This is a genomic window from Citrobacter sp. CK191, from assembly GCF_030333435.1.
GTDB classification, from domain to species: domain Bacteria; phylum Pseudomonadota; class Gammaproteobacteria; order Enterobacterales; family Enterobacteriaceae; genus Citrobacter_B; species Citrobacter_B koseri.
Genome location: NZ_JAOWFX010000030.1, coordinates 156,853 through 170,643 on the forward strand (window position 1 = coordinate 156,853; position 13,791 = coordinate 170,643).

General features: G+C 55.0%; 10 protein-coding genes. 3 read left to right on the plus strand and 7 right to left on the minus strand.

Annotated elements, in window-relative coordinates; genetic code table 11:
- Positions 1-122: 122 nt before the first annotated feature.
- The gene (exuR, locus tag OGV82_RS10215) at positions 123-899 is read right to left on the minus strand and encodes a transcriptional regulator ExuR (protein WP_012135233.1); all 777 of its coding nucleotides are present in this window, start codon (positions 897-899) and stop codon (positions 123-125) included.
- A gap of 142 nt (positions 900-1,041) precedes the next feature.
- Positions 1,042-2,343: an MFS transporter gene (locus OGV82_RS10220; RefSeq protein WP_047463898.1), complete on the minus strand. Its 1,302-nt coding sequence runs from the start codon at positions 2,341-2,343 to the stop codon at positions 1,042-1,044.
- Positions 2,344-2,815: 472 nt separating this feature from the next.
- On the opposite strand from OGV82_RS10220, the gene uxaC reads away from it, so the two are divergent.
- Both uxaC and OGV82_RS10230 read left to right on the plus strand, forming a co-directional pair.
- Positions 2,816-4,228, plus strand: a complete 1,413-nt coding sequence (gene uxaC / locus OGV82_RS10225) for a glucuronate isomerase (protein WP_024130971.1) — start codon at positions 2,816-2,818, stop codon at positions 4,226-4,228.
- Between the two features lie 14 nt (positions 4,229-4,242).
- On the plus strand, positions 4,243-5,730 hold the full coding sequence (locus OGV82_RS10230; RefSeq protein WP_012135230.1) for a UxaA family hydrolase: 1,488 nt from the start codon (positions 4,243-4,245) through the stop codon (positions 5,728-5,730).
- A 358-nt stretch (positions 5,731-6,088) separates the two neighbouring features.
- Here OGV82_RS10230 and sstT read toward each other — a convergent pair whose 3' ends face one another.
- The 4 genes from sstT to OGV82_RS10250 form a co-directional block, all read right to left on the minus strand.
- On the minus strand, positions 6,089-7,333 hold the full coding sequence (sstT, locus tag OGV82_RS10235; RefSeq protein ID WP_047461096.1) for a serine/threonine transporter SstT: 1,245 nt from the start codon (positions 7,331-7,333) through the stop codon (positions 6,089-6,091).
- 254 nt (positions 7,334-7,587) lie between these two features.
- Positions 7,588-8,556: a TerC family protein gene (locus OGV82_RS10240; RefSeq protein WP_012135228.1), complete on the minus strand. Its 969-nt coding sequence runs from the start codon at positions 8,554-8,556 to the stop codon at positions 7,588-7,590.
- 325 nt (positions 8,557-8,881) lie between these two features.
- Positions 8,882-9,868: a Gfo/Idh/MocA family protein gene (locus OGV82_RS10245; RefSeq protein WP_012135227.1), complete on the minus strand. Its 987-nt coding sequence runs from the start codon at positions 9,866-9,868 to the stop codon at positions 8,882-8,884.
- A gap of 69 nt (positions 9,869-9,937) precedes the next feature.
- Positions 9,938-10,441, minus strand: a complete 504-nt coding sequence (locus OGV82_RS10250) for a M48 metallopeptidase family protein (RefSeq protein WP_047461099.1) — start codon at positions 10,439-10,441, stop codon at positions 9,938-9,940.
- An 86-nt stretch (positions 10,442-10,527) separates the two neighbouring features.
- On the opposite strand from OGV82_RS10250, the gene rlmG reads away from it, so the two are divergent.
- Positions 10,528-11,664 (plus strand): 23S rRNA (guanine(1835)-N(2))-methyltransferase RlmG, encoded by a 1,137-nt coding sequence (rlmG, locus tag OGV82_RS10255; RefSeq protein ID WP_012135225.1) that lies wholly within the window; start codon positions 10,528-10,530, stop codon positions 11,662-11,664.
- Positions 11,665-11,755: 91 nt separating this feature from the next.
- Here rlmG and OGV82_RS10260 read toward each other — a convergent pair whose 3' ends face one another.
- Positions 11,756-13,774: an NADPH-dependent 2,4-dienoyl-CoA reductase gene (locus OGV82_RS10260; RefSeq protein WP_047461103.1), complete on the minus strand. Its 2,019-nt coding sequence runs from the start codon at positions 13,772-13,774 to the stop codon at positions 11,756-11,758.
- Positions 13,775-13,791 lie beyond the last annotated feature (17 nt).

The window sequence follows — 13,791 nt, forward strand, 5'->3', positions numbered from 1 at the left end:
TGATTTTGCTTATCACAAAGGTGGGTGGCGAGAGGATTTACACAGGCTGACACTTTATATCTTACGCTTACTGAGCGGCGTCGCAGACAGGCGCCTTGATGCGCCTGCCAGCGTAAGATTGTCTATTTTGCCCCGTTAGCGGCGGTGTCCAGATGAACAACGGGATTTTCAGCAAAAAGATAGCGGTCGGCGTTAAATTCGAAATCGTCGCTGGTTTCGTTAAACAGCATCTGTTTGGTGTTCTCCAGATGCTGCCACATTGCCAGTTTCGCGGCATGAGGATCTTTGCGAATCAGCGCCTTGAGAATATGGTCATGATCGTCGCACCAGTTATCGACGGTGCGTGAATCAATATGATCGTGCAGTTTTTTCCAGTACGGGTTATGTACGCGCTGAGTCCACATTTTTTCGACAATGGCGGCCAGCGCGGTATTTTGCGTCGCCAGCGCGACCTGCACATGGAACTGGAGATCCCATTCGGAGTCGCGGAAACATTTTTCGTTACGCGCTTTCTCCTGGATTTCCATCAACTTCATGATGTCCTGTTTCGTCACCTGCGTGGCGGCAAACTCGGCAATATTGCTTTCTATCAACTGGCGCGCCTGGAGAAGTTCGAACGGGCCATAATTGGCGAACTCAAGGTTTTCATCCGGGGCGACATAATATTTCGGTTGATTTGAAATGACGTGGATGCCGGAACCTTTGCGGACTTCTACGTAGCCTTCGACCTCCAGCATGATAATCGCTTCACGAACCACCGTACGGCTGACGTTTTTCTCATCGGCAATAAAGCGTTCGGCAGGGAGTTTATCGCCCACAAGGTAGACGCCCTGTTCGATGCGCTCTTTCAGGTCAGCAGCAAGTTGTTGATACAAACGTCGTGGTTCGGTGATTTCCATATGCGCTCCAGGCATAAGACGGCAGACTATATTTGTTATACCACTTTTGCGAGGCTGGCTCCACTTGTACCGTTGAAAAAGCCGCCTGTTTAACAGGCGGCTTTGGATGAGTAAACCTTGTTGGATGATGGCGCAGGTCAGGTCAACTTTGCGTTGCGGGGTGATTGACCTGCGACCCTGGCCCCGCCTCGCTGGCCGGTTTGTTTTGCAGCACCGTCCAGATAACCAGCGCGCCGAGCAGGTCGAACACCGCCAGTACCGCGAACAGCGGGCTGAAGCCGATGGTGTCAGCCAGCGCGCCGACCACCAGAGCAAACAATGTGCTCGCCAGCCAGGCGGACATCCCGGTCAGGCCATTCGCGGTTGCCACTTCATTACGGCCGAAGACGTCAGAAGAGAGCGTAATCAGCGCGCCGGACAGCGCCTGGTGAGCGAAACCGCCGATGCAAAGCAGCATGATGGCGATATACGGGCTGGTGAACAGGCCGATCATGCCTGGGCCAATCATCAGCAGCGCGCCCAGGGTAACGACCATTTTACGGGAGACGATCAGGTTTACGCCGAACCAGCGCTGGAACAGCGGCGGCAGATAACCGCCGATGATGCAGCCTAAGTCGGCAAACAGCATGGGCATCCAGGCAAACATGGCGATCTCTTTCAGGTTAAAGCCGTACACTTTAAACATGAACAGCGGGATCCAGGCGTTGAAGGTCCCCCATGCCGGTTCCGCCAGGAAACGTGGCAGGGCGATACCCCAGAACTGGCGGTTACGCAGGATCTGCGCGAGAGACATTTTCTTCGCAGTATTGTCTTTGTGCTGCGCTTCCTGACCGCCAATGATGTAGTCGCGTTCTGCATCCGTCAGCTTTTTCTGGTCGCGCGGGTGTTTATAGAACACCAGCCAGGCCATTGCCCAGATGAAGCTCAGCACGCCGGAAATAATAAACGCCATCTGCCAGCTATGCATCACGATAGCCCAGACGACCAGCGGAGGCGCAATCATCGCGCCGATGGAAGAGCCGACGTTAAAGTAGCCGACCGCAATAGAGCGTTCTTTTGCCGGGAACCATTCAGAGCTGGCTTTCAGGCCAGCCGGGATCATCGCGGCTTCAGCAGCGCCGACCGCGCCGCGCGCCAGCGCCAGGCCGCCCCAGCTTCCAGCCAGTGCGGTTGCGCCGCAGAATACGGCCCACAGAACGGCGAACATGGCGTAACCCACCTTCGTACCGAGAACATCCAGTACGTAACCGGCTACGGGTTGCATGACAGTGTAAGCAGCAGAATAGGCTGCGATGATATAGGAATACTGTTGTGTGGAGATGTGTAACTCTTCCATCAGCGTTGGCGCAGCCGCCGCCACAGTGTTACGCGTCAGATAGCCCAGCACGGTGCCTAATGTCACCAGTGCAATCATATACCAACGTAACCCTTTAATTTTACGCATGTAAAACCTCATCGTTTTGTTATTTCCGCAACAATCGCGGTTATCTTCCTGCGCTGAGCGGGGAAGTTATTGACGACGGGATAACCGAAAAAAAGCCGGTACGCCCCGAACGTTGCCATGAGTCATCGTGCTAATTCGGTTTCCGTACCGGTCAATTCGATGTCTTAACCATCGATAACTTTGCATTCCGTCGGCTTATGTATCGCGACGGCCAGAAAGATAACTTGTCATACAACTTCAAAAGGTGAGTGACATCACAAATGCAGGATTCTTAGTGTGGTCATTATTTCGATTTAGAAATACCAGCAATGGCGCGGCCTGGAGCGCTGTTTACTCTTTTAGGGGTAATTTATTTGTTGGTTTTTATTGATCCAACTCACGAAAATATCTTCAGTGTCTGGAAATTGGTGTGATAACTTTGACAGCATCAAAACATAAGCAATCTGACGCACTCGTTGAGAGGAAGACGATAATGACCCCGTTTATGACTGAAGATTTTCTGCTGGATACCGAGTTTGCCCGCCGTCTGTACCATGATTACGCAAAAGATCAGCCCATCTTCGACTATCATTGCCACCTGCCGCCGCAGCAGATCGCGGAAAACTACCGTTTTAACAACCTGTATGATATCTGGCTGAAAGGCGACCACTATAAATGGCGAGCGATGCGCACCAATGGCGTTGCTGAGCGTCTGTGTACGGGCGATGCGTCCGATCGTGAGAAGTTCGACGCCTGGGCCGCCACGGTGCCGCACACGATCGGCAACCCGTTATATCACTGGACGCACCTTGAACTGCGTCGCCCATTTGGTATTACAGGTAAGCTGCTGTCGCCTGCGACGGCAGATGAGATCTGGGATCGTTGCAATGAATTGCTGGCGCAGGATGCATTCTCCGCGCGGGGAATCATGCAGCAGATGAATGTAAAAATGGTCGGCACCACCGACGATCCTGTCGATTCGCTGGAGCACCACGCCACGGTCGCGAAAGACAGCACGTTCACCGTTAAAGTGCTGCCGAGCTGGCGCCCTGATAAAGCGTTCAACATTGAGCAGGCAACCTTTGGCGATTACATGACGAAGCTGGGCGAAGCATCGGATACCGATATTCGCCGCTTCACCGATCTGCAAGCCGCGCTGACTCAGCGTCTGGATCATTTTGCCGCCCACGGCTGTAAGGTTTCTGACCACGCGCTTGACGTCGTTATGTTTGCTGAAGCCAGCGACGCTGAACTGGACAGCATTCTGGCGCGCCGTCTGGCGGGCGAGACCCTGAGCGAGCATGAGGTCGCGCAGTTCAAAACGGCCGTACTGGTGTGGCTGGGCGCGGAATATGCGCGTCGCGGTTGGGTACAGCAGTACCACATCGGCGCGCTGCGTAATAACAACCAGCGCCAGTTCAAACTGCTGGGGCCGGATGTCGGCTTCGATTCCATCAACGATCGTCCGCTGGCGGAAGAGCTGTCAAAATTGCTGAGCAAGCAGAATGAAGAAAATCTGCTGCCGAAAACTATCCTGTACTGTCTGAACCCGCGTGATAACGAAGTGCTGGGCACCATGATCGGCAATTTCCAGGGCGAAGGGATGCCGGGCAAGATGCAGTTTGGTTCCGGCTGGTGGTTCAACGATCAGAAAGACGGGATGGAGCGTCAGATGACGCAACTGGCGCAGCTTGGCCTGCTGAGCCGCTTCGTCGGTATGCTGACCGACAGCCGCAGCTTCCTGTCTTATACCCGTCACGAATATTTCCGTCGCATCCTGTGCCAGATGATAGGCCGCTGGGTTAACGCGGGCGAAGCGCCGGCGGATATCCAGTTGCTGGGTGAAATGGTACGAAACATCTGCTTCAACAATGCGCGCGACTATTTCGCCATTGAACTGAACTAAGGTCTGGGGTTGATATGCAATACATCAGGATCCATACGCTGGATAACGTTGCGGTAGCGTTGGCCGATTTAACGCAGGGCGCTGAGGTCAGCGTCGATAACCATACCGTGACGCTACGCCAGGATGTCGTACGCGGTCATAAGTTTGCCTTACGCGATATTGCGCAGGGGGAGAACGTCATCAAATATGGCCTGCCTATCGGCCATACGTTGGTGGACGTCGCGGCGGGTGAGCATATTCATGCCCACAATACCCGGACTAACCTCAGCGATTTGGATGAGTACAGCTATCAACCCGATTTTCAGGCCCCTGAAGTACAACCGGCGGATCGCGATGTGCAGATTTACCGCCGTGCCAACGGAGACGTCGGCGTGCGCAATGAGCTGTGGATTCTGCCGACCGTCGGCTGTGTCAACGGCATTGCGCGGCAAATCCAGAACCGTTTCCTGAAAGAGACTTTTGATGCCGAAGGAACTGACGGCGTTTTCCTCTTCAGCCACACCTACGGCTGTTCTCAGCTTGGCGACGATCACATCAACACCCGCACCATGCTGCAAAACATGGTGCGTCACCCGAATGCGGGGGCGGTGCTGGTGATTGGACTGGGTTGCGAAAACAATCAGGTGGATGCCTTTCGCGAGACGCTGGGCGAGTTCGACCCTGAACGCGTTCATTTCATGACCTGCCAACAACAGGACGATGAAGTGGAGGCGGGCGTTGAGCATCTGCATCAGCTGTATAACGTGATGCGCCATGACAAACGCGTGCCGGGCAAACTGAGCGAACTTAAGTTTGGTCTGGAATGCGGCGGTTCAGATGGGCTGTCCGGTATTACCGCGAACCCGATGCTGGGTCGCTTCTCCGACTATGTTATCGCCAACGGCGGGACGACGGTGCTGACGGAAGTGCCGGAAATGTTCGGTGCAGAACAGCTGTTGATGAGTCATTGCCGCGATGAAGAGACGTTTGAAAAACTGGTGACAATGGTCAATGACTTCAAGCAATACTTTATCGCTCACGACCAGCCGATTTATGAGAATCCGTCGCCGGGTAACAAGGCGGGCGGGATTACGACGCTGGAAGACAAGTCTCTGGGGTGCACGCAGAAGGCGGGTTCCAGCCAGGTTGTGGATGTGCTGCGCTACGGTGAGCGCCTGAAAACGCGCGGTCTGAATCTGTTAAGCGCGCCAGGCAACGATGCGGTCGCCACCAGCGCGCTGGCGGGCGCGGGTTGCCACATGGTGCTGTTCAGTACCGGCCGCGGTACGCCATATGGCGGGTTTGTCCCGACGGTGAAGATCGCCACCAACAGCGAACTGGCGGCGAAGAAGAAGCACTGGATCGATTTTGACGCCGGGCAGTTGATTCACGGTAAGGCGATGCCGCAGTTGTTGAATGAATTTGTGGATACGATTGTGGCGTTTGCCAACGGCAAGCAGACCTGCAATGAGCGCAATGATTTCCGCGAGCTGGCGATTTTCAAAAGCGGCGTAACGCTGTAAAAAAAATGCCGGATGGCGACGTAAACGTCTTATCCGGCCTACGAGTGGGGCGTTGTAGGCCTGATAAGCATAGCGCCATCAGGCAATGAAAAATGCCGGATGGCGACGTAAACGTCTTATCCGGCCTAGGTGTGGGGCTGTTGTAGGCCTGATAAGCATAGCGCCATCAGGCAATGAAAAATGCCGGATGGCGACGTAAACGTCTTATCCGGCCTACGTGTGGGGCGTTGTAGGCCTGATAAGCGTAGCGCCATCAGGCAACGAAAAATGCCGGATGGCGACGTAAACGTCTTATCCGGCCTACGAGTGGGAGTCGTTGTAGGCCTGATAAGCGCAGCGCCATCAGGCTTGTGGTTATTTAGCTACGCAGCGCGCTTTTCGCTAAACGCGCGTCTTCCGCCTGACATACCGCGGCGGTAAACATAACGTCGGTAGAGGAGTTGATTGCGGTCTCGCAGGAGTCCTGCAACACGCCGATAATGAAGCCAACCGCAACCACCTGCATGGCGATTTCGTTCGGAATACCGAACATGTTGCACGCCAGCGGAATCAGCAACAGTGAACCGCCCGCCACGCCAGAAGCGCCGCATGCGCACAGCGATGCCACCACGCTTAGCAGCAGCGCCGTCGGCAGATCAACCGGAATACCCAGCGTATACACCGCCGCCAGCGTCAGCACGGTAATCGTGATTGCCGCACCGGCCATATTGACGGTTGCTCCCAGTGGGATGGAAACAGAATAGGTATCTCTGTCCAGATTCAGTTTTTCGCACAGCGACATATTCACCGGAATATTTGCAGCGGAGCTACGGGTAAAGAAGGCGGTCACGCCGCTTTCACGCAGGCAGGTGAGAACCAGCGGATACGGGTTGCGGCGGATCTGTAAAAAGACCAGCAGCGGGTTGATGACCAGCGCCACAATCGCCATACAGCCAATCAGCACCAGTAACAGTTGCGCATAGCCCCACAGCGCTGAGAAGCCCGTAGTGGCGAGCGTTGAGGCGACCAGGCCAAAGATACCGATCGGCGCGAAGCGAATCACCAGTTTCACAATAAAGGTGACGGCGTCGGACAGATCGTTCACCAGATTTTTGGTGGTTTGATTACTGTGGCGCAGCGCAAAGCCCAGGCCGATAGCCCACACCAGAATACCGATGTAGTTGGCGTTGATCAGCGCATGGATCGGGTTCGCAACGATGCTCATCAGCAGCCCGTGTATCACCTGGACAATGCCGCTCGGCGGCGTGATATCCGTGGCGCCAGTCGTCAGTTGCAGCGTGGACGGAAAGAGGAAGCTCACCACAACCGCCGTCAGCGCGGCTGAAAATGTGCCGAGCAGATACATCCACAAAATCGGGCGAATATTGGTTTTCTGACCGTGTTGATGGTTGGCGATAGACGCCATCACCAGCGTCAGTACCAGAACCGGCGCGACAGCTTTCAGCGCACCAACGAACAGGGTGCCCAGCAGACCCGTTGCCTCTGCGGCAGGTTTTGAAACTAAAGCCAGTAAAATTCCCAGTACAAGCCCAATTAAAATTTGTTTAACCAGGCTCCCTTGAACCAAACGCTGGAGTAGCCCCGATGAACGTTGCGTAGTCATTTCATGATCCTTTCAGTGTGATGTTGTTCATCCTTTGCACGCTCTATTGGCGCATCTTTCAGGATGTAACAAAGTGTTTGCCTGAGTGAGTATAAGGAAAGATGGGGATTGGGAAAGCGTAAAATGCTGGAATTTACGTACTACGTCATATTTTTTAACTAAACATTTACATGTTATCGGGTAGTGCTGCGTGTACTCAACCCACGACCGTGGTTTTTGTAAGCCCGGCAGACATGGCGCTGCCGGGCAGGATCTTACTGTAGCTGCTGCTTTTTATCGTTCTGGCGATTTACCCACGCGTTAACAATCAGCGTGATCACCAGAATACTGAACACCACGCCCAGCGAGATGGCGATCGGAATATGGTAGAAATCGACGATCAGCATCTTAATACCGATAAAGACCAGAATGACGGCCAGACCATATTTGAGCATCGAGAAACGCTCCGCTACCCCTGCCAGCAGGAAGTACATGGCGCGCAGACCCAGGATCGCAAACAGGTTGGAGGTCAGGACGATGAACGGGTCGGTAGTCACGGCAAAGATGGCCGGAATGCTATCGACGGCGAAAATCACATCGCTCAGTTCCACCAGAATCAGGACCAGCATCAGCGGCGTCACGAACAGCAAGCCATTCTTACGCACAAAGAAATGCTCGTTTTCGATGGTGTCGGTCATGCGAAGGTGGCTACGCAGCCAGCGAACCAGCGGTTTGTCGCCGATGCCGGATTCGTCCTCTTTCACCAGCGCCATCTTCACGCCCGTAAACAGCAGGAAAGCGCCGAACAGGTACAGTATCCAGTCGAACTGGGCGATCAGCCAGCTACCGGCGAAAATCATAATCGTACGCAGAACAATGGCGCCAAGTACGCCATACACCAGAACCCGGCGTTGCAGGGCAGGCGGAACAGAGAAGTAGCTGAACAGCATCAGCCAGACAAAGACGTTATCAACGGCCAGCGATTTTTCGATCAGATAACCGGTGAGAAACGCCAGCGCCTGCGGATCGGCCACCGCCCGACCCTGGGTCTCCGCCAGATACCACCAGAAGGCGGCGTTGAACAGCAATGAAAGTGTCACCCAGACCAGAGACCAGGCCGCCGCCTGCTTCATGGACATCGTATGTACGCCACGACGCCCCTGCAACAGAAGGTCGATAGCCAGCATAATCACCACAACGACAGCGAATCCGCCCCATAACAACGGTGTGCCGACAGTATTCATAGAATTTCCTTACACATAAAAAAAACGGCCAACGTCGAAAGACGTCAGCCGCTGCTTTTTATATGCATAGACCTCGCCTTCCGGCAAGGTCTCACTTACAACAAGAAAGTGATATGTACTCACTCCACGGGTGATGGCGAATCGGCTTCGTCATCAATCAAAGACATGAAGGCACATCACTTTCTTATTGCCCGGCGACCGGATGTGGTTTTTCACACATCGTAATGACGATCGACCGACAATGAAGTTACTCCCCTTTGCACGTAACAAAATATGACAGGCCATACGATCAGTCAATGGCCTGTTACATCTGTTTTACATTGTTTTACGCTGTGGCGTCATCAGCGGGGAAGACGACGCCCGTCTGCCGACGAATCTCCGTGAGCAGTTTGGCCGTGATACGGCTGACGGTCAGCTCGGGATGGTTCACCTCGTTGGTCTCGACGAGGTGTGCAAAGCGTTCCGCCTCATACAGCATCGTATTGATATGCTGAGGAACGGATAAATCCTGCGTTTTTCCGCCGCGCGGAATGAAGCACACTTTCTGACATTCCGAAATTTTCTCGATGACCAGAGAACCGGCTTCGCCCTGGATTTCGCTGGGCAGTACGGAATCACTCACTTTGGAATGCTGTAGGGTGACGCTGAAGTCGCCGTAATCCAGCACCGCCACGCCATGCGCATCGACACCGCTTTCCAGCAGACTGGCGGACGCCTGAACGTTTTGCGGTTCTCCCCAGAGCGCAACCGCTGACGCCAGACAGTAAAAACCGATATCCATAATGGAGCCATTCGAGAAGGCCGGATTAAAGGTATTGGGGTTTTCGCCGTCCAGATAGCGCTGGTAGCGCGAAGAATACTGGCAGTAGTTGATAAGGGCTTTGCGCATTCTTCCTGCTTTCGGCAGCGACTGCTGTAGCAACTGAAAATTAGGCAGACTGGCGGTTTTAAAGGCTTCGAACAGGACGACCTGATTTTCACGCGCGCACGCAATGGCGGCGTCGACTTCGGCCAGATTCGAGGCCAGCGGCTTCTCGCAGATCACATGCTTTTTGTGGCTTAAAAAGAGCTGAGTCTGGGGGAAATGCAGCGAGTTCGGGCTGGCGATATACACCGCATCAATGGCGTCGCTTTGCGCCATTGCTTCAAGCGAAGTGAATAAATGCTCGACGGGATAATCATTGGCGAAGGTTTGCGCCTGTTCGAGGCGACGGGAATAGACTGCGGTTAACTTATATTTGCCGGTTTCATGGGCGGCATCGACAAACTGGCGGGTGATCCAGTTTGTGCCAATAACAGCGAAACGTATCATAAACGCCTTCAGGCTCCATAAAGGGATTCTTTCGTCAATTTAGCATGCCTTTATGACAAAGCCAGTGCGCTACTGCTCAGATTGCTTTAACGAAAGATGCGTTAACCACAGGCGGGTATCAAACTCAAGCTGGTGATACTGCGGCTCCATATGACAGCACAGTTGATAAAACGCTTTGTTGTGCTCTTTCTCTTTCAGATGCGCCAGTTCGTGAACCACGATCATTCGCAGAAAAGGTTCCGGCGCATTGCGAAACACGGTAGCGACGCGGATCGCGGCTTTCGCCTTCAGCTTGCCGCCCTGTACGCGCGAAACGGCGGTATGCAGCCCCAGCGCATTTTTCAGCACATGGATCTTGTTGTCATACATCACTTTGTTGATCGGCGGGGCGTTACGCAGAAACTGGCTTTTCAGATCCTGGGTATACTGCCAGAGCGCTTTATCGGTCGCAAAATCATGCGTTCCCGGGTAGCGTTTTTCCAGCACTGCGCCCAGACGCTGTTCAGCAATGAGCGTGCGTACCTGAGACAGTAAATTCTCCGGGTAGCCGTGGAGATAAGTAAGTTGACCCATCAAAGCCCCAAATTAAATCTAAAAAAAGAGTATACTCACGCACCCTTTCAGGGATAACAGCGAAATTTTACCATTCAGGAGGGCCGATGAGCCACGTAGACAACGGTTTCCGTTCACTGACACTGAAACGTTTCCCGGAAACGGATGACGTTAACCCACTTCAGGCGTGGGAAGCGGCGGATGAATATCTGCTGCAACAGTTAGACGACACGGAAATCAGCGGCCCGCTGCTGATCCTGAATGATGCCTTTGGCGCATTAAGCTGCGCGCTGGCTGAGCATACACCATACAGCATCGGCGACTCGTATTTAAGCGAGCTGGCGACGCGCGAAAATTTACGCCACAACGATATCGCCGAATCCAGCGTGAAGTTTCTCGACAGCACTGCCGCGTACCCGCCGGCGCCGGGCGTCGTGTTGATTAAGGTGCCGAAAACGCTGGCGCTGCTGGAGCAACAATTGCGCGCGTTGCGCCAGGTCGTGACTCCGCAAACCCGTATTATTGCGGGAGCAAAGGCGCGTGACATTCATACCTCCACGCTGGAACTGTTCGAAAAAGTGCTCGGCCCCACGACCACGACGCTGGCCTGGAAAAAGGCGCGCCTGATCAACTGTACCTTCAGTAAGCCTGAACTGGCGGATGCGCCGCAGACGCTGAGCTGGAAACTGGACGGCACCGACTGGACTATCCACAATCATGCGAACGTTTTCTCGCGTACCGGCCTGGATATCGGCGCGCGCTTCTTTATGCAGCATTTACCGGAAAATCTGGAAGGGGAGATCGTCGATCTCGGCTGCGGCAATGGCGTGATTGGCCTGACGCTGCTGGCGAAGAACCCTCAGGCGAGCGTCGTGTTTGTCGATGAATCGCCGATGGCGGTCGCGTCCAGCCGTTTGAATGTGGAAACCAACATGCCGGAAGCGTTGGATCGCTGCGAGTTTATGATTAACAACGCTTTGTCCGGCGTGGAACCTTTCCGCTTTAACGCCGTGCTGTGCAACCCGCCGTTCCATCAGAAACATGCGCTGACGGATAACGTTGCCTGGGAAATGTTCCACCATGCGCGCCGTTGCCTGAAGATCAACGGTGAGCTGTACATTGTGGCGAACCGTCACCTGGATTATTTCCACAAGCTGAAGAAGATTTTCGGTAACTGCACCACCATCGCCACCAATAACAAATTCGTGGTGTTGAAAGCGGTCAAAACCGGTCGCCGCCGCTAATAGCGTGTGCCGGATGACGGCTAACGCCTTATCCGGCCTACAACGTGCTACCCCGTAGGCCTGATAAGCGTAGCGCCATCAGGCAATGCCCTTAAATCGCCAGCGCTAATTTTGTTCCCTGCGCAATTGCCCGCCGCGCATCCAGCTCCATCGCCACGTCGCATCCGCCAATCAGGTGTACCGTTTTCCCTGACGCGCGCAGCGGCTCCGCCAGTTCGCGCCGTGGCTCCTGCCCCGCGCAGATCACGACATGATCGACGTTCAGAAGCTGCGGTTCGCCGTTGATCAATACGTGCAATCCGTCATCGTCGATCTTCTGATAACTGACTGCCGGGATCATTTTTACGCCGCGGGACAACAGCGTTGCGCGATGGATCCAGCCGGTGGTTTTCCCCAGCCCCTGACCGGGTTTACTGGCTTTACGCTGTAGCATCACAATCTGACGTGGGCTGCGAGACAGATGCGGCCCTTCCGGGCGTAACCCGCCGGGCTGTTGCAGGCTGGTGTCGATCCCCCATTCCACGCAGAACTCGGCAATGCTCTGGCTGCTGGGATCGCCTGGCTGGCTGAGGTACATCGCGGTATCAAAACCAATCCCGCCGCAGCCGATAATCGCGACACGTTTCCCGACGGGAGTTTTATCGCGCAGCACCTCAAGATAGGTCAGCACTTTCGGGTGATCGATGCCCTCGATCGACGGTTTACGCGGCTCGATCCCGCAAGCGAGGATCGCTTCATCAAACGGTTGCAGATCGTCTGCGGTGACAAACCGGTTGAGCTTCAGCGTCACGCCGGTCACTTCGATCATCCGACGGTAATAGCGCAGCGTTTCATAAAATTCTTCTTTGCCGGGGATCTGTTTAGCGATGTTGAACTGCCCGCCGATCTCGGCCAGGGCATCAAACAGCGTAACGTCGTGCCCGCGCGCCGCTGCGTTAATGGCAAATGCGAGACCCGCCGGGCCTGCGCCGACGACGGCCAGGCTTTTCTTATGTTCAGCCGGAACTATCGGCATTTTGGTTTCGTGGCAGGCGCGTGGATTCACCAGGCAAGAGGTGACTTTACCCACGAAGATCTGATCCAGACAGGCCTGGTTGCAGCCGATACAGGTGTTGATCTCATCCGCCCGCCCTGATTGCGCTTTCGACAGCAGCTCGGCATCCGCCAGGAACGGGCGCGCCATCGACACCATATCCGCATCGCCGCGCGCCAGAATATCGTCCGCTACTTGCGGATCGTTGATCCGGTTGGTCGTGACTAGCGGAACGGTGACGTGGCCTTTCAGTTTGCGCGTCACCCAGCTAAAGGCGCCGCGCGGAACCGGCGTAGCGATCGTCGGGATACGCGCTTCGTGCCAGCCAATACCGGTGTTGATGATCGTCGCGCCAGCCGCTTCAATGGCCTGCGCCAGCTGTACGGTTTCGTCGAACGTCCCGCCGTTTTCCACCAGGTCGAGCATCGACAGACGGTAGATAATGATAAAATCGCTGCCCACGCGCTGGCGTACCGCCCGCACCACTTCCACCGCGAAACGCATACGCCTGGCGTAATCGCCGCCCCATTCATCGTCACGCTGGTTCGTGCGCACGGTAAGAAATTCGTTGATCAGATAGCCTTCCGAACCCATCACCTCGACGCCGTCGTAACCCGCTTCCCGCGCCAGCTGGGCGCAGTGGGCGAAATCGTCAATCAGTTGCAGGATTTCATCGTGCGTGAGTTCGTGCGGCGTAAAACGGTTGATGGGCGCCTGGATCGCCGAAGGGGCGACCAGATGCGGCTGATAGCTATAGCGTCCGGTATGCAGGATCTGCAACGCAATTTTCCCGCCTTCCTCATGAACGGCGTCCGTGATCACGCGGTGGTGCGGCAGCTGACTGGCATCATTTAATGTAGCGCCGCCTTCCATTCCCACCCCGGACAGTGCAGGGGCAATCCCCCCGGTGACGATCAGCGCGACGCCATGCCGCGCACGTTCGGCGTAGAAAGCCGCCAGCCGTTCGGCGCCATCGGGGTATTCCTCCAGCCCGGTATGCATCGAACCCATTAGCACACGGTTTTTAAGCCGGGTAAAACCCAGATCGAGCGGGGCGAAAAGCGACGGATAGCTCATAAGTGTGTCCAGTATGT